25 protein-coding genes are annotated in these 21,388 nt (G+C 67.6%); 10 read left to right on the top strand and 15 right to left on the bottom strand.

Translation table 11 applies throughout. The features are described 5' to 3' along the window. Positions 1–102: 102 nt before the first annotated feature. On the bottom strand, positions 103–492 hold the full coding sequence (locus tag HGK34_RS19870; protein WP_201850693.1) for a VOC family protein: 390 nt from the start codon (positions 490–492) through the stop codon (positions 103–105). Positions 493–640: 148 nt separating this feature from the next. Between HGK34_RS19870 and HGK34_RS19865 the strand changes: the two genes are divergently transcribed. Then, a complete protein-coding gene (locus HGK34_RS19865) occupies positions 641–1,090 on the top strand; it encodes an SRPBCC family protein (protein WP_201850692.1) in 450 nt (149 codons plus the stop codon). A 55-nt stretch (positions 1,091–1,145) separates the two neighbouring features. Here HGK34_RS19865 and HGK34_RS19860 read toward each other — a convergent pair whose 3' ends face one another. From HGK34_RS19860 to HGK34_RS19850, 3 genes are all read right to left on the bottom strand, one after another. Continuing rightward, positions 1,146–1,604, bottom strand: coding sequence for a nitroreductase family deazaflavin-dependent oxidoreductase (locus HGK34_RS19860; RefSeq protein ID WP_280517973.1), 459 nt, complete (start codon positions 1,602–1,604; stop codon positions 1,146–1,148). A 354-nt stretch (positions 1,605–1,958) separates the two neighbouring features. After that, positions 1,959–2,531, bottom strand: coding sequence for a Fic/DOC family protein (locus tag HGK34_RS19855; RefSeq protein ID WP_201850682.1), 573 nt, complete (start codon positions 2,529–2,531; stop codon positions 1,959–1,961). Then, on the bottom strand, positions 2,528–2,845 hold the full coding sequence (locus HGK34_RS19850) for an antitoxin VbhA family protein (RefSeq protein ID WP_201850674.1): 318 nt from the start codon (positions 2,843–2,845) through the stop codon (positions 2,528–2,530). Before HGK34_RS19850 ends, HGK34_RS19855 begins: the two co-directional genes overlap by 4 nt. 403 nt (positions 2,846–3,248) lie before the next feature. Between HGK34_RS19850 and HGK34_RS19845 the strand changes: the two genes are divergently transcribed. Genes HGK34_RS19845 through HGK34_RS19835 form a run of 3 tightly spaced genes read left to right on the top strand, consistent with a single transcriptional unit; the run spans position 3,249 to position 5,483 of the window. Continuing rightward, the gene (locus HGK34_RS19845; protein WP_201850672.1) at positions 3,249–3,851 is read left to right on the top strand and encodes a TetR/AcrR family transcriptional regulator; all 603 of its coding nucleotides are present in this window, start codon (positions 3,249–3,251) and stop codon (positions 3,849–3,851) included. A 19-nt stretch (positions 3,852–3,870) separates the two neighbouring features. After that, positions 3,871–4,740, top strand: coding sequence for a phytanoyl-CoA dioxygenase family protein (locus HGK34_RS19840; protein ID WP_201850669.1), 870 nt, complete (start codon positions 3,871–3,873; stop codon positions 4,738–4,740). Between the two features lie 23 nt (positions 4,741–4,763). Then, positions 4,764–5,483, top strand: a complete 720-nt coding sequence (locus tag HGK34_RS19835; protein WP_201850667.1) for a recombinase zinc ribbon domain-containing protein — start codon at positions 4,764–4,766, stop codon at positions 5,481–5,483. Between the two features lie 83 nt (positions 5,484–5,566). Here the strand turns inward: HGK34_RS19835 and HGK34_RS19830 are convergent, their stop codons facing one another. The 3 genes from HGK34_RS19830 to HGK34_RS19820 form a co-directional block, all read right to left on the bottom strand. Next, positions 5,567–6,973, bottom strand: a complete 1,407-nt coding sequence (locus tag HGK34_RS19830; RefSeq protein WP_201850665.1) for an IS1380 family transposase — start codon at positions 6,971–6,973, stop codon at positions 5,567–5,569. 342 nt (positions 6,974–7,315) lie between these two features. Beyond that, a complete protein-coding gene (locus tag HGK34_RS19825; RefSeq protein WP_201850663.1) occupies positions 7,316–8,359 on the bottom strand; it encodes an IS630 family transposase in 1,044 nt (347 codons plus the stop codon). Positions 8,360–8,504: 145 nt separating this feature from the next. Beyond that, on the bottom strand, positions 8,505–9,323 hold the full coding sequence (locus HGK34_RS19820; RefSeq protein ID WP_201850661.1) for an SDR family NAD(P)-dependent oxidoreductase: 819 nt from the start codon (positions 9,321–9,323) through the stop codon (positions 8,505–8,507). A gap of 6 nt (positions 9,324–9,329) precedes the next feature. Here HGK34_RS19820 and HGK34_RS19815 point away from each other — a divergent pair, with 6 nt between their 5' ends. After that, positions 9,330–9,668: an ArsR/SmtB family transcription factor gene (locus tag HGK34_RS19815; RefSeq protein ID WP_201850659.1), complete on the top strand. Its 339-nt coding sequence runs from the start codon at positions 9,330–9,332 to the stop codon at positions 9,666–9,668. Positions 9,669–9,787: 119 nt separating this feature from the next. Here HGK34_RS19815 and HGK34_RS19810 read toward each other — a convergent pair whose 3' ends face one another. From HGK34_RS19810 to HGK34_RS19775, 8 genes are all read right to left on the bottom strand, one after another. After that, the gene (locus tag HGK34_RS19810) at positions 9,788–9,943 is read right to left on the bottom strand and encodes a hypothetical protein (RefSeq protein ID WP_201850657.1); all 156 of its coding nucleotides are present in this window, start codon (positions 9,941–9,943) and stop codon (positions 9,788–9,790) included. Positions 9,944–9,978: 35 nt separating this feature from the next. Continuing rightward, complete coding sequence (locus tag HGK34_RS19805; RefSeq protein ID WP_201850655.1) at positions 9,979–10,581, bottom strand: hypothetical protein; 603 nt, start codon at positions 10,579–10,581, stop codon at positions 9,979–9,981. Further along, complete coding sequence (locus HGK34_RS19800) at positions 10,578–11,534, bottom strand: NAD-dependent epimerase/dehydratase family protein (protein ID WP_201850653.1); 957 nt, start codon at positions 11,532–11,534, stop codon at positions 10,578–10,580. The genes HGK34_RS19805 and HGK34_RS19800 overlap by 4 nt, the downstream gene beginning before the upstream one ends. Before the next feature lie 67 nt (positions 11,535–11,601). Further along, complete coding sequence (locus HGK34_RS19795; RefSeq protein ID WP_201850651.1) at positions 11,602–12,252, bottom strand: TetR/AcrR family transcriptional regulator; 651 nt, start codon at positions 12,250–12,252, stop codon at positions 11,602–11,604. A gap of 100 nt (positions 12,253–12,352) precedes the next feature. Further along, positions 12,353–12,769 (bottom strand): hypothetical protein, encoded by a 417-nt coding sequence (locus HGK34_RS19790; RefSeq protein ID WP_201850694.1) that lies wholly within the window; start codon positions 12,767–12,769, stop codon positions 12,353–12,355. Positions 12,770–12,987: 218 nt separating this feature from the next. Continuing rightward, positions 12,988–13,500 carry a hypothetical protein gene (locus HGK34_RS19785; RefSeq protein ID WP_201850649.1) on the bottom strand — a complete coding sequence of 171 codons (513 nt, stop codon included), beginning with the start codon at positions 13,498–13,500 and terminating at the stop codon, positions 12,988–12,990. Between the two features lie 1,184 nt (positions 13,501–14,684). Beyond that, positions 14,685–14,960 (bottom strand): hypothetical protein, encoded by a 276-nt coding sequence (locus HGK34_RS19780; RefSeq protein ID WP_201850647.1) that lies wholly within the window; start codon positions 14,958–14,960, stop codon positions 14,685–14,687. Then, entirely contained in the window at positions 14,957–15,151 is a 195-nt protein-coding gene (locus tag HGK34_RS19775; protein ID WP_201850645.1) for a hypothetical protein, read from the bottom strand. Before HGK34_RS19775 ends, HGK34_RS19780 begins: the two co-directional genes overlap by 4 nt. A gap of 426 nt (positions 15,152–15,577) precedes the next feature. Here HGK34_RS19775 and HGK34_RS19770 point away from each other — a divergent pair, with 426 nt between their 5' ends. The 5 genes from HGK34_RS19770 to HGK34_RS19750 all read left to right on the top strand — a co-directional run bounded on the left by HGK34_RS19770 (position 15,578) and on the right by HGK34_RS19750 (position 21,302). Next, positions 15,578–16,819 carry a helix-turn-helix domain-containing protein gene (locus HGK34_RS19770; RefSeq protein ID WP_201850643.1) on the top strand — a complete coding sequence of 414 codons (1,242 nt, stop codon included), beginning with the start codon at positions 15,578–15,580 and terminating at the stop codon, positions 16,817–16,819. Beyond that, positions 16,816–17,298, top strand: a complete 483-nt coding sequence (locus tag HGK34_RS19765; RefSeq protein ID WP_201850641.1) for a TIR domain-containing protein — start codon at positions 16,816–16,818, stop codon at positions 17,296–17,298. Before HGK34_RS19770 ends, HGK34_RS19765 begins: the two co-directional genes overlap by 4 nt. A gap of 597 nt (positions 17,299–17,895) precedes the next feature. Continuing rightward, on the top strand, positions 17,896–18,768 hold the full coding sequence (locus HGK34_RS19760) for a replication-relaxation family protein (protein WP_201850639.1): 873 nt from the start codon (positions 17,896–17,898) through the stop codon (positions 18,766–18,768). 690 nt (positions 18,769–19,458) lie between these two features. Further along, entirely contained in the window at positions 19,459–19,755 is a 297-nt protein-coding gene (locus HGK34_RS19755) for a hypothetical protein (RefSeq protein ID WP_201850637.1), read from the top strand. Positions 19,756–19,820: 65 nt separating this feature from the next. After that, complete coding sequence (locus HGK34_RS19750) at positions 19,821–21,302, top strand: recombinase family protein (protein ID WP_201850632.1); 1,482 nt, start codon at positions 19,821–19,823, stop codon at positions 21,300–21,302. The last annotated feature ends 86 nt before the right edge of the window (positions 21,303–21,388 follow it).

Here is a 21,388-nt window from a genome sequence, read left to right as displayed (position 1 = left end):
GCGGTCATCGTGATGCTCCGTTCGAGAGTGCTGTGAGAGGTTCACTCGAAGGATCACGCGGTGACCGCGTTCCGTCTCGCCGAGACGATCACGCCGACCGCGTTACACCACTATCAGGGACGCAACTCCGCGGTTACGGCACAGGCAGAACGGATGGCCCACAGGGTCGGTGTAGATCCGCCAGCCGTACCCCTCCGGTCCGACGAAGTCCTTGCGCAGGGTCGCCCCGAGCTCGACGACACGGCGCTGTTCCGGCTCGATCTCGTCCACCTCGAAGTCGAGGTGGTACTGCTTGGGATGCTCGTCGTCGGGCCAGTTCGGCGGGCGGAAGTTCTCGACGCGCTGGAACGCCAGCTCGATCTCGCCGAAGGTGATCCCGGCCCAGTCGTCGTCGCTGTCCTCCTTGACCGGACGTCCCGTCACCTCGGCGTAGAACGCCGCCAGCTTCATGGGATCCGGGCAGTCGATGATGAAGTCGGTGAGTTTCAGCACCCGTCGATCCTGCCACGGCCGCGGCCACGGGCGAAGGTGATTACCCGGGCGTCCGCGGGCCGGCTCTGCGGGCGAGGCAGCCTTGTCACTGGCACCCGGACCCGGCAGACAGGTACGGTCGAGGCGGAGAGCGCTACGGAGGGCTGCGATGAGCACGGACGCCACGCGACATGCCGTCACGGCGACGACCCATATCGCCGAGTCGCCGGACCGGGTGTGGGCCGAGCTCGTGCACCCGGGAGCCCAGTGGGTGCTCGGCACCAACCTCGAGACGGACTTCCGGCCCGGCAGCCCGATCACGTTCGAGGGGCACTTCTTCGGTCGCGTGTTCGTCGACAAGGGCCAGGTCATCGCCGTCGAACGGCCCCGGCTCCTGCATTTCACGCACTTCGCACCGCTGAACGGCCTCGAGGACGTCCCCGAGAATCACCACGAGATCCGCATCGTGCTCGAGCCCGACGACGGCGGCACGATCGTCACCGTCGTCCAGGAGAACATCGACTCGGAGCCGCACGCGGTTGCCGCCGAGCGGTACTGGAAGGACGCGCTCGCCACGCTTGCGCACCGCGACGGCAGAACCAGCACCTCACACCGGTGAGGCCGGAAGTTGCCGGCCGCGGGACCCTCGCGAGGGACCGTTCCTCGGCGGACGGCTACGCGCGCGGGTTCTCGCGTTCGGCGTCGTCCGGCCTCAGGATCGCCACCGGGATCGTCCGGCCCGCCTGCCTCGCGTACCTCGCGACCTCGGGCGCCTGCGCGACGATCACGTCGTTCCACATCGCATCGCGCTCTGCGCCGAGCAGCTCACGCGGACGAACGCGCAGATGCCGGGACCGCAGCTGAACCTCGGCCCGTCGCGCCGCTCGCAGGTTGCGGAACCAGTCAGGGTCGTTCGAGGACCCCGACCCGGTGCCCCAGACCACGAGACCGTCCGGCGAGTCGAGGTAGCGCACGCAGGTCGAGCGTGGACGGCCGGTTCGCCGACCGGGTGTCGTGATCATCAGGACATGGACCCGCCGGCTACCGCTGGACAGCCGGCCGTTCAGGTGTCGGTACATGGACACACCGATGCGGTTTCCGGTTCGCGTCAGAGCATGTCGCAATCGGCTCATAGGGCTCGCCTCCACCCAGGCGTCGCGGGCCGTTCCGCCCGCACCTTCATTCTGTCCGGTCACCGATGGGCCCCGCCAGGGCAGAACGACACCTACCGCCTGCGGCGGGGTGTGGGGGCCGTGCCCCCACCGGAAATGACGAAGCGACGCGGCCCGTGAGGGCACACGTCGCTTGTCGATGAGAGTGGGCCTGACGCACCAGAATGCGAAATCGGTTCTGGCTGTCGCGGGCGATCCGCTGCTGGTGCAGATGGCAAGGTCACGGCGGGTGCCGGGCATCCCGGACGGTGGCCGATGAACTTCGTCCACGATCATACGTCGACCGTCACCGAGCCCTGCGGTGCGCCGAGAACGTCACCGAGCTATCAAGCCGTCGAGGAGAAGGCGAAGCGGGCCGTTGTCGCCGCGAAGCGATGCCATCGATGCGCTTTTGTTGGCGTCCGGGTTGAGATCCGACCAGTCGATGGGCCAACCTGCTTCACGGCTGAGCTGACGAAAGAAGGCGCGCTGCGCCCGGCCGTTGCCTTCACGGAACGGGTGGATCGCGTTGACCTCGGCGAAGTAGTGAGTCAACCGGTCAAGGAAGCTTTCGCGCGGCAGCCCGCGCAGGTAGCGCTCCTTCGCCAGACCGCCGAACACCTCTGCCGCGTACGCCTCGATGTGCTGCGGCAGGCAGAACGGGTCGGTTCTGGCGATACCCACCGTTCTGATCTCACCGGCCCACGGATAGAGGTCGCCGAAGATCTCTCGATGGAAGGACTGCAAGTGAGGCAGGTCGTAGCCACCAGGCAGCGTCCGCGTGCCGAGGTCCGCCAACGCCGCTAACGTCAGACCCGCCTCCACCTCACGTAGTCGCTCGGGGTCGGATATGCCGAGCCGGTTACGCAGCACCCCACTGTCGGTGTCCACGTACGGGTCGACGGTCACGATGGGTCGTACAGTTGCCGGACAAGCTCACGCATCTGCGCGGTGCTGATCTCACCACGTGCCCAACGTTCAGTGATGGCGTCAACATCGGCACCAGCCGTAAGACCTTCGGCCCGCACCGATGCCGCTGCCTGCGTCAGCGACCGAGTTCGCTCAACGGTGAGTTCGTTGAACACCTCGACCGCAACCATGACTGCCTCGGTCTTGCGATGTGAACCCACGCCCACCGGGGTACGGTCACCCTTGCGGAACCGTTCCAGGACGCTGGGCAACTGTTCACGAGCCTCACGCACCGACAATGTCTCGATCAACATCCCCATAGTGTACCCGATTGTGTACACAATTTGAGCCGCCCAAGGGTATGTATCGCATGCGACGTGGGCTGCCGATCAAGAGCGTCACCTGGCACTACGCCAAGCGCCTAGCCGAGCCGACCCGTCACGCCGCAGGAGACGAGCCGTTTCGCATACAAGATCAAAGTCGGCCTAACGATACACAATGCGAAAACGATCATCACAGTACCGGGCGACCCGCTGCCGGCCGGTCTGGCGAGGTCACGACGTGCGTGACGTCCGAGTCTGATCGGGTGGTGGGCTGGCTTCATCTCGGTGAGCGCTGCGACTCGGTGATGTTCGTCGCCAACCAGGCCCGCGTCGGCGTGACTGGGCCCCTCGCATGTGATTGACAGGTGAGTTGAACTCAACTTATCTTTGTCGTGTGACAACACCGAAGGCGCCTCGGGGGGCGACGACCCGGGAAAGACTCCTGCGTGCCGCGGCCGAGGAGCTAGTCGAGACCGGGGAGTTGGAGGTGGCTGCGGTGTCGAGGAGGGCCGGGGCGAGCGCCGGCCTGCCGTACCGGTATTTCGGTACCCGCAGCGGTCTGCTGATCGCGGTCCTGGACGACTTCTACCAGCGGTTGGGTGATGCCGCCGCGCTACGCGCGTATGACGCCCCAACCTGGGCGGAGCGTGAGCGGCGACGGATCCGCGACTGGGTGATGGCGTTGTACGCGGATCCGTTAGCGCCTTTGGTGTTGGGCGGTCTAGTGGGTGACGCCGAAGTTGCCACCGCGAACACCCGGCACCTGCATCTGTTGATCGAACTGGGTGCACGCAACATCGCCAGGGCGCAGCGCGCTGGTGAGTTGCAGGCCGACCGCGATTCCGAGTTCCTGGCCGCCGCGACACTCGGCGGCACCAACGCCATGCTCTCCGTCGCGCTCACCAGACCCCACCGACCGCCCGCCGAGGAGATCATCGCCGAGCTGTGGGCCGTCGTCCGAGGAGCGGTGGGCCTGCCTTCCGCGCCCGCGCAGTGAAGCCAAGGAGGAACCAGCCATGTCACGACAGCCTGAAACCGATCCTGTCGAAACAATCACGGACCTGTCAGACCTGCGTCTCGACCTGGCCCGGCGGTATAAGGCGACCACAAGTGTCGGGGCCACCGTGGATCTCTCGGTTGTAGATGCCGATTTCGCCGCCGTTGAACGCGATGGGTATGTCGTCCTGGAAAACCTACTCAGCCCCGAGGAAGTCGACCGGATACGAACGGCCATAACGCCGCTTCTGGACAAGACCGGCCGCAATACCTTCGAGGGCGAACGCACCCAACGCGTCTACAGCGTGCTCAACAAGACCCGCGTGTGTGACCGGCTCGTGGACCATCCGCGAGTACTGGCCCTGCTGGACCGGATGTTTCTGCCTAACTACCTGCTGTCCCAGTTGCAGGTCATCAACATCAACCCGGGTGAGGTTGCCCAACTGCTCCATCCGGACGACGCGGTCTACCCGGTGCCCAGACCGCGGCCTCCCCTGGGAGCGGCCACGGTATGGGCCATCGACGCCTTTACCAACGACAACGGCGCCACTGTGGTCCTGCCGGGCAGCCACCGGTGGGACGCCAACCGCAGACCGGGCGACCAAGACACACGACTTACGGCCGTGATGCCGCCCGGATCCTGCGTGTTCTTCCTTGGGACCCTCTGGCACGGCGGCGGTGCCAACCACTCCGACCATGCCCGCCTCGCCATCACCGCACAGTATTGCGAACCCTGGTTACGCCCCCAGGAAGCATTCACGCTATCCACCAACCGCGACACTGTCCGCGCAGTGTCCGAGGAAATCCGTCGAATGCTCGGCTACAGCATCCACCCACCGTTCATCGGCATGGTCGACGGCATGCACCCCAAACGTCTCCTGCGCACGTAACGGCCCCCCACAGATGAGCATGCGTGACCTCCGCCACCGGCAAGCTGCGCCGCTACCGCTACTACACCTGCTTCACCCGCGCCCGCTACGGACGCACCGGATGCGACGCGGCCCGCATCGACGCCGACCTGCTCGACACCGCGGTCACCGACGCGCTCATCGGCTTCTTCGCCAACACCGACCTGATCGTCGAGGCAGTCGCGGCGGAACGGTCGCTGCGTGCCGATGGCAGCCACCGACATCACGCCGAACTCGACGCCATCACCGAACAGATCACCACCACCGAGGCAGCCATCGACCGCTACCTCACCGCGTTCGAAAACGGCACCCTCGACGAACGCACCTGCGGTCGTCGCCTCAACGATCTCACCGTCAAGCTCGACCAGCTCAAGACCCGTCAAGACGAGCTGCGGCAGCTCTGCCACGACCTGCCGCAACTCCCCAGCCCGACCGCAATCGAGCGCCTGCGCCAAGACCTCGCCTACGTCCTGCGCCACGGCACCCCAGGCCAGCGCAAAGCGGTCATCGAGGCCCACGTCGCCGAGATCAAGATCCAAGGCAGCACGCTCACGCCGGTTTACAAGATCCCAACCAGCCACTTCACCCAAGATGACGAAGGGTCGGCCGAAACATCGGCCGACCCTGAATTTCGCACAATGCGTCACGTTGTGGGCCTAGCCCCGGCCTTTCGTGAGTTTTGGATCTTGGCCAGGATGTCCGCGATAGTGATGTTGGCCTATTGAGGCTGCTGGTGGGCATGCTTGTGGCCCGGCTCGGGCCGGGTTTCTCCGTGTCCTGGTCGCGGGTGGCCGGTGGGTTGGCCTGCTCAGGTCGCTGGTCTGGGTAGCGCGGCGAGGCGAGCGAATGCGGTGGCGAGTTCGGTGGCCCAGGGCCAGGACGCGTGGATGCGTAGGAACGTGCGGCGTGCGCCGTGGGTGATACGGGCGGCGACGTGAAGGACCTGGTAGCGCAGCCTGTGGGGTTCGGCGCGGGCGAGTTCGCCGTCTAGCAGCAGGTGCTGGGTCCAGGCCAGGAGGTCCTGGCCAGTGAGGGCGAGTTCGAGCCAGGCGGCGTTGATCGCGAACACGCGCGATGGGAACCGGCCGAAGCCGGTGTTCTTGCCGCAGCGGATCCGGTCTTCGACGCGGGCGTGGCCGCGGTGGCGGACCTCCAGGTACTGGATCGAGCCGCCGCCGATCGGGGTGTCGGTGGCGATGACCTGGTGGCGCCATCCTTCGATGGTGTCGAACAGGTCGAGTTGGGCGCCGGGGTGAGGGCGTTCGCGGCGGGCGATCAGCCGGGTTCCGGCGGGGTAGCCGGCCAGGACGTGCGCGGCGACGAGGTGGGTGAGTTCGACGACCTGCGCGCCGTCGCGTGGCTCCCCGTCGGTGTCCAGGGCGTCGATCCAGGCCGTGGCGTGGCCGATGGCGTCACGGATCGGTGCGGTGATGGGCACGCCGACGGAGAAGCACGTCGACAGGCCGTGTTCGCGCAGGGACCGGACGTGGTGTAGGAACGCGGTGGTGTGTCCGGCGGCGTCGGTGCGCACGAGGATGTCGGTGCCGTGGCGGTGTGGATCGGGGATCTGCGCAAGGGCGAGGTCCAGGACGGTGATGTGGTCGCTTGCCGTGTTCGATCCGGCGCGGCCGGGACGCAGGATCGCGGCGAGGGCTTCGCGGGTGTTGTCGAGGTAGCAGGCCAGGGGGTGGTAGCCGAAGGTCCGCTTCCAGGTCGGGGTGGCGTGTTCCTTCTCCGAGTGCGTGATCACGATCGTGGCGTCGATGTCGAGGACGAGGCCTGGCACGTCACGGCCGGCGGCGGTGGAGGCGGGCAGAGCGCCGCGGGTCTCGCACAGTTGCGCCCAGGCGATCTCCCGGGCCGCTGCTCGTGCGGCCCGCAGCCTGCCCAACGCCGCAGCGTCGATCAGTTCCAGGGCCCGCCACGCCGTCGGGTCCGACGCCACCAGCCCGAACAGTTCCGGCTGGGCGCGCAGCACGCCCAGGTCCGCGATCGCTCTACCGCCGTCGGCGATCATCACCGCCACGTCGAGAGCGACCCGGCCCGGGTCATGCCCACCGGCCCGGCGCCCGGCAACGGCCAAGGCGTCACCGAACCCGCCGGTCAAGCCGGTGGCATCGGCGAGATCGGTCAGCAGCCGCGTGCCGGCATGCCCGACCACACCCCGGCCATCGGCCGTGACGACGACCTTGGGACGCGACGCGATAGTCTGCACGTGGAAAGTGCCTCTCCTGCAACGATTTCGGACCCTAGACAAGTCCAATCGTTCCAGATCAGAGGCACTTTCTCATTTAAGATCCACTATGTGGACCCGGCCTTCGTGAAAGACTCAGGCTAGAGCAGCAGAATGCGAAAACGATCATCACGGTGGCCGGTGGCCCGCTGCCAGTTGGTTCAGCCAGGTCACGGTTTCTTCGCAGAGCTTAGTGGTCGGCTCCGGAAGTCCTTCGGCGGTTGATCACGCGGCCAAGGCGGCGGAGGATTCTTCGTGCCGGCTGGGTTGGTGCCGGTCGAGCCTGGCCAGCAGATCGTCCAGGTCGGAAGTGGTGAACTTCCACTAGAACGGCTGTGCCGTGGCGTTGTAGCGGTCTTCGAAGGCTCGGAGCCGGTTCCGGACCTCGTCGAGGTTTGTGAAGTCGTTGGGTGAGACGGCCTTGCGCTGCACGATGGAGAAGAAGATCTCTATCTGGTTCAGCCAGGAGGCATGGACCGGGGTGTGGACCATGGCCGCGTTCGGGAACCGGGCCGCCAGGCGGTCGATGGAGGTCTTCCCGCGGTGCGAGGAGCCGTTGTCGACGATCCAGAAGACGCGTTTCGCGCTGGCATAGGGCTCGGCAGTCATGACCTGCTCGACCAGGTTCATGAACGGCACGATCCCGGTCGTGCTCTCGCACCGGCCGAAGACCTTGGCCTGGTGGACGTCGCAGGCGGCCAGGTAGGCCAGGGCTCCGCCACGGCCGTAGGTGTGGTTGACGCGCATCGCCCTGGCCTGCCCGGGGGCCAGGGTTGGATGGCAACGGCAGCGAGCCTGGATGGATGTCTTCTCGTCCGCGGAGATGACGTACTCGTCCGCGCCGAGTGGGGCACCCTCGTAGGAACGGGCGTACAAGTCCAGGACGCGCTGGGCCTTGACACGGAAGTCCGGGTCGGCGATGAAGATCCAGGACCGGTACTGCCAGGGCTTGAGCGCGTCCTGTCGCAGCCAGCGGCGCACCGTGGAGGCGGAGATGCTGTCGGTGATGCCGCGTTCGGTGAGTTCGGAGGCGAGTTGCGGGCACGACCAGCGCGATAGCGGTGTACCGCTGTCGGCGGGAAGCTGGCAGGCCAGCGCCTTGGCCCCGGCGACTTGCAGGGGCGTGAAGCGGGCGGGACGTCCGGTGCGTTTGCGGTCGACCAGGGCCGGCAGGCCGCCGTCGGCGAACCGGCGGCGCCAGGTGCGCACGGTGTCCACGTGCAGACCGGTTTCGGCGGCGATCCGGGCGTTGCCCCGGCCGCGCGCCGCCAGTAGTACGACGGTGGCACGCTGCCGGGCCTGGTGCGGGGTCTTGTGGCCGTAGGCCATCTTCTTCAGTCGGTGGCGCTCGGTGGCGTTCAGCTTCACGGGCACAGCTACGTGCACGGACATGGCAGGTGGACGGCCTGGTCCTTGGGGATGGTGGCTGACGAGGCCGGCACCTTCCCCCGTATCCTGCGGCGGCACCTCAATCAGGTCCCCTCCGTGGGCCCTTGTCGGTGGCGTTGAGTCATCAGGTCAGTTCGAGTCCGCCGTCGATGGTGAGGACCTGTCCGGTGAGCCAGGCGGTGTGTGAGTCCGCGAGCCGCTGGATCCATGCGGCGATCTCAGTAGGGTCACCGCGGCGGCCCAGCGGGATGCGTGCTTCCTCGCCTGCTTTGATCTGGTCGATGACCGTGTCCGGGAGACCGGCGGCGATCAGGGCCTCGCTTTCGGTCGGCCCGGGGGCCACTGCGTTGACCCGGATACCGTCGGGCGCCAGTTCCAGCGCCCAGCTGCGGGTCAGTTGTTCGAGCGCGGCCTTGGACGCGCCGTAGTGACCGGCACCGGCCGCAGGCCGGTGTCCAAAGGTGCTGGAGACGTTGACGATCGCTCCGCGGGAGGCCTTCAGATGCGGCAACGCCGCGCTCGCCAGCAGGCTGGGCGCGAGGACGTTGACGGCCAGCAGTTGGGTGATGCCGGTCGCGGTGGCCTGAGCCAGCGGCATCGCGGCGAACACCCCGGCGTTGTTGACCAGGACGTCGATACGAGCCCACCGGTCGAGGGCGGCTTGGACAATCGCCTCAGGGGCGTCGTCCTGGGTGACATCGATGGGAAACGACTCGATGGCGGGATGCTGTGCGGCGCTCCCCGCGAGGGCGTCCGGCCGGCGGCCGACCCCCAGAACGTGAGCACCCGCGTTGGCGAACGCGGCCGCGGTGGCGCGTCCGATCCCTGATCCCGCTCCGGTCACGATCACGACCTGGTCGGCGAAGTGACTGTTCGTCGGCTCTGATGCGGGCACGGCAACCCCAATGTTCGATGTTCGTTGATTGTCGAATGAAGGTAGCATGGGGGTATGAGAGATCCGCAGCACCCCGACCCGAGCGAGATCACGCTCCCCCGCGTGCTGGCCGCGCTCAGTGACCCGATCCGGCTCGGGCTCGTGCGGCTGCTGGCTGACGGTCAGGAGCGTGGCTGGGGGGAACTGCGGGCACCAGTCGCCAAATCCACCTTGAGTCACCACCTGAAAGTCCTGCGGGACGCGGGCGTCACCCAGACCCGCCAGGAAGGCACCCGCTGCTTCGTCCAACTACGCCGCACAGACCTCGACACCCGCTTCCCGCAACTGATGGCGGCCCTGCTCTCCGTGGCGGCCGCTGACGACATCGGCGGAGACGTCACTGCGGCCAGGTGAGGCCCGCCGCGGTGATGCCGTTGCCACCGAACCCGACCTCAAGTCAACCCCCGAAGGACTTCCGGAGCCGACCACTTAGATTGGAGGATCTGCGTGGGTTTGAAGCCTTTGACGACCTGTCAAACGCCAAGCGATGGTTCCCACACGGCCACCGGGATGGTCACGATCGCCGAGAATGCGGAGGTCTGTTTGTTGATCTCCAACATCGTTGCGGTTGCTGAAACGACGAGCAAGGGAGTTCCAACAAGCCCCAGCACGGGCTTGATTCGAGGCACGGGCTTGATTCGAGGCGCGAGCGCGGAGCGGTACATCAGGTAACCGGCCGCCGAAGTTGGCCGGCCTGAGCTTCGGCGGCTGTACCTGCGGAGCGCCCTTTCAGCCGCAAGCCGAGCCTGCGCGCGCCCATGGCGAGCAGCGTTGCTATGACCAGGACTAACGAGCCGACGTAGCAGGCAGACTTCGTAGCGGTCAGTGGGGCGAGCGCTTCGGCCACCCAGCCGACCCGGTTCGGGTAGGCCAGCAGGACGGTGCCGATGCCGAGATTCTCCACATAGTCCAGGATTGATGGGATAAACGGTAGCCAGGCCAGCAGGTGCCAGCGCGAGCCGGGCGGGGCCATGCGACGCAGCATCAGGCGCATCGCCAGCACCTGGGTGAGGGCCATCGCCAGTGGCAGTACCAGGTCTACTGTGGCCAGTTCCCAGAGGTAGGTGGTGCGTCCGGACGGCCCGTAGGCGGTCAGCGCGGCGTAGACGGCTTCGGCGGTTGTCTGCGGCTGTAGGTCCAGGATGCCGACTCCGCCGGCGGCGGAGGCGATGGACGGAGCGCTGACTGGTAGCAGTGGCGTGTTGGCCACCACGAGTGTGAGCATCAGCAGGCCGAGACTGGCCAGGAAGGCGCGAGGACGGCTCATGACTGTGGTGTCCCTTTCCGAGGGTGGCCTAGTGCGGCCAGCGTGGGGGGTAACCCTTCGCGGTATGAGGGGTAGCGGAAGTTGAAGCCGGTGGCGGTCAACGCCGAGGTGTCGGGCACGGCGTCGAGTTCAAGGGTCTGCATGGCGATGGCGCCCATGGCCAAGCGCCCGATCAGCCGGGGTGCCGAGCGGGGAGCTGGTGCGCCCAGCAGCGTGGCGGTGGCCCGCATGAACTCCGCGAGCGTGGCGCGTGCGGGATCGGCTACCACGTAGCTGCGATCGACCAGCTGATTGTGGTCGAGTCCGGCGAGGTGAACGATCGCGCGGGCGGCGTCGGTCACGTGCACCAGCGGCAGCCGGTTGCCGCCGCCGAACACTGGAATCCGGCGGCGCAGCAATCCGGGCACGAGGGTGTCCGCGAATCCCTTGCCGGGACCGTAGACGAGGTTGCCGAGGTAGACGTACACGGCGGGTATGCCAGAGGCGGAGATCAGGCGACGTACGGGCAATCCGATGTGGGCGAAGCCGACCGGCTGTTGTCGCAGCGGAGAAAGGTGGTCGATCGTGCTGTCGGATCTGGGCTGCAGGTCGTCGGCGCCGCTGACGGAGACGAGTATGGGGCGGTCGGAGGTGGGCAGCTGGGCCAGTGATCGGGTCAGCGCCTCGGTGATCTTCTGGCGGGTGGCGGCGATGGCGGTCATCGCCCGGCCGGAGAGGCGGGTCGGGAGCGCCGGCTGTACCAGGTCGACCACGGCGGCGGCGCCTCGGGCCTGGTCGATCCAGTGGTCCGGGTGTTGCGCGTCGCCCTGCACCACCTGCGCGCCGATGTGGCGTAGCCGTTCGGCGGAGGTGGCGGAGCGGACTACGGCCACGGTGGGCACCCCGGCCAGCGCCGCCTCGGTGACCACCCGGTGTCCAATGAAGCCACCGGCGCCGACAACTATGAGAGACATAAGATCCCCTAATTAGTATTTGCTAACTTGATGGGCGCGCAAGAAGACCACTCCCTGCTCGAGGTGATCATGCTGTTCGGGGTGCCGCCTGTACCGTTGTCGGAGCTTGGCGCGCTCCGTCGCATAGCACGGCCCGACACGCGACCCGGTACAGCTCGTCGGTGACGCTCGCCAATTCGGCGATCTCACCGAAGTAGCGCAGCCGCGCGACCTGTGCCAGCAGGCCGGCGATCGTCGCCACCAGAAGATCGACCGGCACGTCGCCCGCCACGACTCCTTCGGCAATGCCTTGACCGATCAGCCGCCTGGTGAGGCTGATCACCGACATCTGCCGCTCTTGCTCGGGAACCCTGGGCCAGAAGTGTCGCAGGTTGTCCTGGACGTACAGAAACGCCGCCGGATGCCGATCGACGAAGCTGGCGAAGTGATTGATGACATGCCGCAGGTTGTCCGCGAACGCCGAGCCCGGCGCCAGTGCGGAGGAAAGCTCCCGGCTCAACCGCTCGTAGCAGCGGCGGAAGAGGAACAGCGCCAGGTCATCCTTGCCGTCGAAGAACCGGAACAGTGCCGGATTTGTGAAGCCACTCTTCTCCGCTATGTTGCGCAGGGTCGTGCCCGCCACCCCCCGGCTCGCGAAAAGGTCCAGCGCCGCGGCCAGGATCGCCTGCTTGGAAGGCGGGTCGTCCGGATGGACATAGAAGGGTCTTTCATCAACCACGAGATCATGTTAGCAATTGCTAACCACGCTCGGCAAGCACCGCCCGGTTCGACTGCGGAGTCCGGATCTGTTCGTCCTCGGCCAGCAAAACCAGGCGGGGTCAGGATACCCGGCCGGCGTGACCGGCCAGCACGTGTTTCACAGCAGGGTGCGGTCGATCAGGCAGCGCCCACCGCGCCGACAGCCGCACCCCAGGCGCGAGCGTGGCCCGGAACGCCTCGACAGCAAGCGCCAGCTCGGGATACGGCGCCAGCCGCATGATCAGGGCATCGGCGAAGCTGTGCTCCGGGTCGGTCGGACGCAGCAGGTGAGCGTTCTGCCGCACGGCCCGACGCAACACCACCACCGCGGCATCGGTGCAAGCAGCCAGGTCGGCGTCAACGGCCAGCGGCCCGAAACGCACAAGCCTGGCCTGAACCCAGCGCAGATCACCCAGCAGGCGGTCGAGTTCGCCGGTGCCAGCATCGGCCAGATGCCCGCACAGGTGCGCCCACCAGTAACCGGCATCACCAGGCAGACACCACCACGCGCCGTGCCGCCGGCCAGGGGCCGGGCCGCCTCAACCAACTCCGCACTGGCCCGCCGCAACGCCGCCCGATCGGTGCGCAGATGGGCCCGCACCACATCATGCACCCGGATACCGCGACCGGCCTGACAGTCGGCCAGCAGCGACAACCCGGCGAAACGCTCACACAGCCGCTCCACCGCGCCGCCGGCCAGCCCCCCGGTACGCGCCTACAACCGCCGCAACACCTCACACGGCACCCAGACGTCCGCGGCGAACACCGCCAACTCCGCAAACCGGCACCGCTCAGCCTCACTCAACAACGCCAGACTCGCCCCGATCGACGCCGCCGCCGCCCGATCCCGGCTGTCCTCATCCGCCACATCCAACATGGCCGACCCGCCCGCACGCAGCCGCCCAACCAGCCGACCCACCGCGTCTGCGGGCGAGGCTCCACTGCTGATCACGTCCACCAGATACCGGTTAGCCAACCGCAGCAACAGCGGCCACCGCCCCGTCAACTGAATCAGCTCCACCAAGCCAGGCTCGGGCAGCACCAACCCCGGCCCCGCCGACCCGTCGGCCCCGCACGGCCCAGCCGTCAACACCCGACGCGCCAGCTCCTCACTGAGCAGTTCCACCCTCACCATACCCGGCCCCTCCGACAGCACCCCCGCCGCCGGATCATCACCAGCCAGGTGCAGCGCCAGCCAACCTATACAACAGCAGCAGACCAGCTGCACGCCACATCATCGACCACCAGCCTCCCCGCACGCCGGCCGAACAACTCCCCCAGCATCACACCAGCCCACGGCAAGCTGTCGACCTCCAGCTTCTTCCGGACAGCCGCTGGTAGACGCCGGCAATCGACAGACGACGAGCCCACCATGTAACAGCCGAAGCAGACCGCGCATCTCCTCGACCACGTCGCCAACGACCGCCTCGCCGCACTGCACGAACTCGCCACGTACGCCGGCCAGCGCCGCGCGGAACTGTGCGGCCTACGCTGGGTGGATCTCGACGCCGACGGCGCCGGCCTGTGAGTGCGGCAGACGATCGTGACGGTCACCCACGCCCAAGTGCCACCGACTCAGGCCCGCTGCCCGGCCTGCGGCGCCGAACACGTCGAGCCCTGTCAAGTCCCCCAGGCCGGCGCCGGTCGCCGCTGGATCCCCCTGGCGCCTCCCACACCCCGACGGCACCCCACTGCGCCCCGACCACGTCACGCTCGCCTTCGAACGCCACGTAGCCGCATGCGCCCTGCCCGCGGTCCGACTACACGACACCCGCCACGGCGCCTGCTCACTCATACTGGCCGGCGGCGTACCCATCGAGATCGCGCGAATGCCCCCGGACACACAACCCCGACATCACCCGCCACGTCTACCCGCACCTGATGTGCGACACCGCCGCCGAACAGGTGACCGAAGCGCCAAAGCTCCTGATCCGCCGCCGGCCTCGCCAAGACGCGATGTGAGCAATCCGTGAGCAAAGCCCCGCGCGGTCGTGGCGGCGGAAGCGGCGGTGCGCTTCCGCCGCCCACGGCTCCGGCCTTGGAAAGCGCCGAACGGCCGGCTGGCGCGGGATGCGATGATCGGACAGCGTTACGGGGTCGAGTAGTCCCTCATGCGTGTCACCTCCTCCCCGGTTGCGGCCGTGTGCTCGGACGGCAGTTGGTCGAACGCGCGGAAGGATGTCCGGCCGGGACCGCAGAAAGTGTCGATGAGCTGCAGCGGTTGCCTGCGGGGAAGCCGACGGTGGCCCAGCAGGGCCAGGTGCGCGGTGTTGCGTTGCGCGCATGGCTCAAGGTCTCCGCAGGCCAGGCACCTGCCCCCACTGTCCGAGCGCAGATGCTGGGCGATCACGGTTCGCGCCGCCTCCACGCCTCGCAACGCGGCTGCGTCGAACACGGCACGGGCCCCTGGCATCACGCCTCCCATCGGGCGCGGATCGCCGCGACCGTGGCGCGACCGTCGTCGTTGAGCCGGATAGTCAGCGAGCGGGTACGCGGCACGATGTCCATCAGGCGGTCACCGAGGAGCAGGTGCAGCGTCGTCCGGACTGCCTCCACCGACACATCGGGCAGCAGCGCCGCCATCTGGCTGACTGTCCAGGCGCGCTCTGGTTCGGCGAGCAGCGCATCGTAGATTCGCCGACGCGACACACTCGACACCGTCAGCACCGTGGCATGCAGCGCCCTCACCGTCCGGCGCTTTCGGCGAGGACCATCTGTGCCCAGCGCAACCGCGGGCAGGGATGCCACGCGAATGCGCACCACAGCTCGTAGCAGCCGAGGCACATTCCACCGGCGTCGGCGCGGTGCAGCCGCACGATCGACTCGGCGTCCGCCACGACGCCACTGGCGGACTTGTCGACTTCCACGATCATGACCATGATCTGCTCCCTGGACGAACAGGCACCTGTAGTGATCCTCCGGCGCTTCTTGCCGCTTCACGAACTCCGCTGGATCGGCCCGATCACCAATCCGGCCTCCCCAGCGCTGCGCATGCCATGTAGCGGATCGGCATTGCGCGAGAGCAAGGCCAGCGGGTCGTCGCCGCGTTAGATCACCCGGTCAGATCTGCCCGGACTGCCGTTCAGCAGCGACAGTCCGAAGTCTTCGGATTACCGGTCGTCACTGCCACACTTGTCGGCATAGGACTAGGCCGCTATACCAGCAGGTATGGCCCTTGGCTGAGAGCGAGGCATAGTGAAACGACAGCACTACCTGGCATCGGCTCTGGCCGGGCAAAGAAACAAACCACCCGCGCGGGTTGCCGCGATATCGACACACGATGGGGACAGGCGATCGTGATCACGATGCCGCCGGAAACTCTCGGCCGCCCGGAGATCCGGGCGGCCCTCCACGCCGGCGACTGGTCGACCATCCTGCAGGTCCTCATCCGGGAGACAGGCGCGTCGCAGACCGAGGTCGCCACCCGTGTCGGTATCTCGCAGCCGCACGTGTCGCGGCTGGTCAACGGCCAGAGCCGGGAGCCGGGTATCCGCACGGTGCGAGCGCTCTGCGACGGCCTGGGCATACCCCGGTCGTTCGCCGGGTTGCTGGACGAACAGGAGGACGCCACGGACCGCCGCCAGTTCCTCGCCGGTGCCGCAGGCGCGACAGGACTCGCCGTCATCGGCACCGCAGCCGGTCACGTCCCCATCGAGTCGACCGACGATGAACGGCTACTCACCGTCCCGTCGACCACCTACCGGCGACTCGAACAGCGCCTACCCTCCCGTAGCCTCATCGCACCCGTCAGCGCCCACCTAGCCCTCATCCGGCAACTCGCCAGCCGAACCGATCACTCGCCCGCACACCATCGGCGCCTGTTCTCCATCCTCAGCGAAACCGCAGGACTGGCCGCATGGCTCGACGTCGACGTCGACGACCGGCCCAGCGCCCGACGGCACTACCAACTCGCCGTACGCGCCGCCGAACGCTCCGGCCATCCACTCCTGCCGGCCTACATGCAGGCCAGCCTCGCCCAGTTCGCCGCCGGCTGCGGCGATACGCGCGACAGCGTCCGGCTCGTAGCGGATGCACGACGACGCCTGCCGCGCTCCGCACCGGCCATCGCCGGGATCTGGATGGACGCCGTCGAATCGCTGGCCCTTGCCCAGGCGCACGACACCAGCGCGCTCGCCAAGCTCGACCACGCCGAGACACGGCTGGCCCGTGCAGAGTATGACGAGCCCGTCTGGCCGTGGATCTTCCGATTCGACCACCAGAAGCTCGCCGGCTTCCGCGCACAGGCTGCGGAGAAGCTGGGCCTCGTACGCGCTGCTGAGAAAGCGCTCCTCGTTGCCGCCCAGTCACACCAGGCGGCCAAGCCGCGAGCCGTCACGGACGTGCTCCGCGCCCGCGTCCTCGCGCGAGCCGGTCACCTTGACGAGGCATGCAGTCTCGCCGCCGCAGCCTTCGACGTGGGCATCGCCTACGACTCGGAACGAGTAACCCGCGCCGTCACCGAGTTCCGGCACAGCCTCGTACGGCCGGGCCGCGCCGCCGACGACCTCGACGACCGCCTCCACTCCATCTACCGGGAGAACAGTTGACCCGCATCGCGATCACCGGCCACCGAGGACTGCCACCTCAGGTTGAAGCTGATATCAGCCGTACCCTGGACGACTTCCTCGATCAACAGACGGCTTCCGGCCCTATCGTCGGGCTGTCCTGCCTCGCCGACGGCGCTGACCAACTCTTCGCCGAAGCGGTTCTGGCCCACGGCGGCGGCCTCGACGTCATCATCCCCGCCAGGCAATACCGCGCTGGCCTACCCAGAGAATCGCACGAGCGCTACGACCAGCTCATGGAGCAAGCCACCACCGTCCACCGCTGCGACCACGACGCCTCGACATCCCAGGCACACATGGACGCCAGCACCTTCATGGTCGACCACGCCGACATCCTCGTCGCCGTCTGGGACGGCCAACCAGCACGCGCCCACGGCGGCACCGCAGACGTCGTCGCGTACGCACGCCGCAGTGGCAAGCCGGTCGTGGTCGTCTGGCCCGTCGGTGCCACACGCGATTGAGCCGATCAGTTCAAGGGCGGTTCGGCGTGAACTCTGGCGATGACTGACACAAACTGACAGCCCTGATCAGGGCTCAGTTGGACGGCATCAGATGCATTGACCATCTTCGGTTTGCCGCCTACTCTGGATGTCTCGGTCTGATCTGGCTGGGCCACCCAACTGCTGGAGTGCGGTGTCGGGTGGTCACCCTGACCGCTTGCGTAGCGGTCGGAGGGGAGGTCCTCCAACACTCCCGCGCATGTCCGCGGATCTGATGGCTCTCGCGTTTGGCGAGGACGCCGTGTTGGAGGACACCGACGTCGCCCGAGGCGACGCCACCCGCACCCAATGTTCTTCAACACCTGTTCTCGCGCCCTTGAGCCGTCGCGCCTGCTGGCATTGCGCGATGGCTCTTTGTCGTCGGCTGAGGGTCCACGCCGGTGTGCTCCTCGGGGTCGACGAGCCCGTCCAGCTTCAAAGGGACGCCCTCAAGCACCGGGCTCCGCCCTGACAGCCCAGGTCAGCCTCCTGACCGGCCGGCTGGGCGCGGTGCAGAAGACCCTTCGGGTTCTTCCCCTCCGGGTGCGGGGGCACCAACACCTATTGCAGGAGGCGCTTATGCGAACAGCAACAGATCATGTGCTGCGGGTGCAGCACCAGCTCACCGAGCGGGACTGGCGTCTGCTCGGCTGGCTCTACGACCACGCCGTGCTGACCAGCTTCCAGATCGCGCACGCCCTGTTTCCGAGCCTGAACTACGCCCAACGCCGCCTCACCCAGCTCACGGAACTGGGCCTGCTGGAACGATTCCGGCCGTTCCGCCTCGAAGGCGGCAGCCACCCCTACCACTACGCCCTCGCCCACACCGGAGCACTCATCGTCGCCGCTTCACGCGGCGACGAGCCACCCCGCCGCGCGGCGAGCGTCACACGACTGCACCGCATCGCCACCAGCCGCAACCTCGACCACCGGCTCGGCATCAACCAGTTCTTCACCGACCTCGCCGCACACGAACGGCTCCACCCCGCAGCCCGCCTGCACCACTGGCGGCCAGACACCAAACTGAACCGATTCTTCAACCCGCCGGGGACCATGGCGTACGGCATGGTCCACGCCGACGCGCTCGGCGTGTGGTCCGAGCACGGGCAGACCACGGTCTGGTACCTGGAACACGACCAGGGCACCGAAGCGCTCGGCGTCCTGGTGGAGAAACTGGCCGGCTACAACAACCTCGTACGCCGCGGCGGCCCGGCCTGGCCGGTGCTGTTCTGGCTGCACTCGACCACCCGCGAGGCCAACCTGCACCGCCGCCTCGCCGACACCAGGCTCACCGTCCCGGTCGCGACGGCCGCCCGCGACCGGCTCGACGGCCGCAGTCCCGCCGATGCGGTCTGGCATCTGCACGGCGTCGCGTCGCCGCTGCTGCGCCTGGCCGAACTGCCGATGCCCGGCGAGGTCGACCCCGCCGACTTCAACCAGGCCAGGCCATGAGCAACCCCGTGACCTGCACCGTCAGGTCTCGTCGGGTCTCGTCAGATCTGGGCTGTGCCGATGGACCTGACAACGCCTGGCCCTGCAAGGCCGTGGAGCTACGGTCTGCCCCTCACCAGTCCATTACCCCGTCGCATCGTGACCGGCGCCTGTTCGCGCCCGAGCCCACCTGCGGGTCGGCGAGGGACCACCGCGAACCACCGCACCGGCACCGCGCTCCGCCTAATGCGAACCGGCTCCGGACGAACTCCATCGCGCTCGATGGCCGGCTTGACATCCGTCCTGGATGGAGCGGCAATCGACCCGATCAACATCGGACGCCAGCCGGTCAACCAACCCGGACCGGGCCAGGCCACGACCACCACCGTCGCGCAACGGGACCGTGACCGGGACCGAACCGGACAGGCGAACGGGATCGCCCACAGCACCACGAACCAGCCCGAACAGCCCGGCGAACGGGACACGATGCGGGACCGCTGTCGATCAACCGGGACCGCGATCGGAACCGGAAGCGGGACCCGGGCCTGAAGCGGGACCGGGACTCGGAACGACAACGGGACCGGGACCGGGACAGCGAGGAGGAGACCGGGACCGACCGATGACCAACAACCTTGAACACGCTCTCAACTTGGAAGGAGTCCCCATGGACGCCCATCGCGCTCACCACGAGCGCTCACCCCGAGGGGGCCTATGCCACCACCCCGCCCAGCCGGACAGGCTGACGACCACGAAGCCGAGCCGGGCCGGACCATCAAGCGTCCGGTCCGGGACCGGCACGGCCGACGCGAGCCGTCCGCCGCCACCCGGCGGACCGGTCCGCGCAAGACCACCGGCCCGAGTAGGACGACGAGCCAGCAGTGGGCGATCGGACCGCCCGAGACCGTGCCGATGACCGCCGACGAGTACCACGAGGCGGTCCAGGCATGGGCGGCGCTGATCGCCTTGTGGTGGACCACCCACCCACCCGAACAAGACCACGAGACATGACCCCTTCGTTGCGGCCGAACCCGGTTCGGCCGCAACACCACCCCCACACCCTCAAGGAGCCTGCTATGGCAGCAAGACGGAAGCTGACAACCCGCAGGCGGGAGGCGATCACCCCGGAGACGATGCTCCGGGTGGCGATCTACACCCGCCGCTCCACCGACGACGAGCACCAGCCCTACACCATCGAGGCCCAGACCCAGAAACTTGCCGCCTACGTCGACTCCCAGCCCGGCTGGCAGATTACCGCCCGGTTCACCGACGACGCCTCCGGCGCCACCCTCGACCGCCCCGGCCTGACAAACGCCCTGACCGCAGCCCGCGCGGGGCGCTTCGACCTGCTGCTGGTCTACCGGCTCGACCGGTTCTCCCGCCGCATCCGCGACCTGGCCACCCTGATGGACGACCTCGACGCAGCCGGCGTGCACTTCCGCTCCGCCACCGAACCATTCGACACCGCAAGCCCCGCCGGACGCCTGTTCGTGCAGATGCTCGGCGCGTTCGCCGAATTCGAACGCGAAGTCATCATCGACCGCGTCATCAACGGCATGGAACGCAAAGCTGCCAAAGGCGAATGGACCCACGGCCCCCGCCCCTACGGCTACACCGTCGACCAGATCACCCACCGCCTCGTCCCACACCCCGACGAACAACACGTCGTGAGCGAGATCTTCGACCTGTACGGCGGCACCCGGCTCGGTACCCGCGCCATCGCCGCCCGCCTCAACGAGCATGGCAAACGCACCCGCGCGGGCAAGCCCTGGTCCGGGCACACCATCGCCCGGATGCTGACCAACCGGCTCTACCTCGGCGAGGTCGGCTTCCGCGACGTCACCGCCGAACAAGCCCACCCGCCCCTGGTCGACGAAGATCTGTTCGACAAGTGTCAAGCGATCCTGGAAGCCCGCGGCGAGGCACATTCCCAGCGAGCCGCCTCCAACTCCGACTACGACCTGACCGGCCGGATCACCTGCCCCCAATGCGGCCGCAAGTACATCGGCACCTCCGCCACCGGCAAGCTACGCCGCTACCGCTACTACACCTGCTTCACCCGCGCCCGCTACGGAGCCACCGGATGCGACGCCGCCCGCATCGACGCCGACCTGCTCGACACCGCCATCACCGACGCGCTCATCGGCTTCTTCGCCAACACCGACCTGATCATCGAAGCCGTCGCGATGGAGCGGTCGCTGCGCGCGGAAGGCAGCCACCGGCACCACGCCGAACTCGACACCATCACCGGACAGATCACCACCACCGAGGCCGCCATCGATCGCTACCTCACCGCGTTCGAGAACGGCACTCTCGACGAACGCACCTGCGGTCGTCGAGTCAACGACCTCACCGTCAAGCTCGACCAGCTCAAGACCCGCCACGACGAACTGCGCCAGCTCTGCCACGACCTGCCCCAACTCCCCAGCCCCACCGCGATAGAGCAGCTCCGCCAAGATCTCGCCCACGTCCTGCGCCACGGGACTCCAGGACAGCGCAAAGCGGTCATCGAAACCCGGGTTAGCGGCCAGAATGTGTGTCTGCTGAGGGGGTCTTGATACTGGTGGGGGGCGGTTTTCGGGGCTCTGTTATGCCCTGGTGGGCATGGCAGAGCAGGGTGGTGGACATCGTCGCCGGTGTCAGG

Origin of the sequence: Myceligenerans indicum, assembly GCF_016742955.1 — a bacterium.
GTDB classification, from domain to species: Bacteria; Actinomycetota; Actinomycetes; order Actinomycetales; family Cellulomonadaceae; genus Myceligenerans; species Myceligenerans indicum.
Note: the sequence above shows the minus strand (reverse complement) of the source record. Positions and strands in the feature narration are given on the sequence as shown.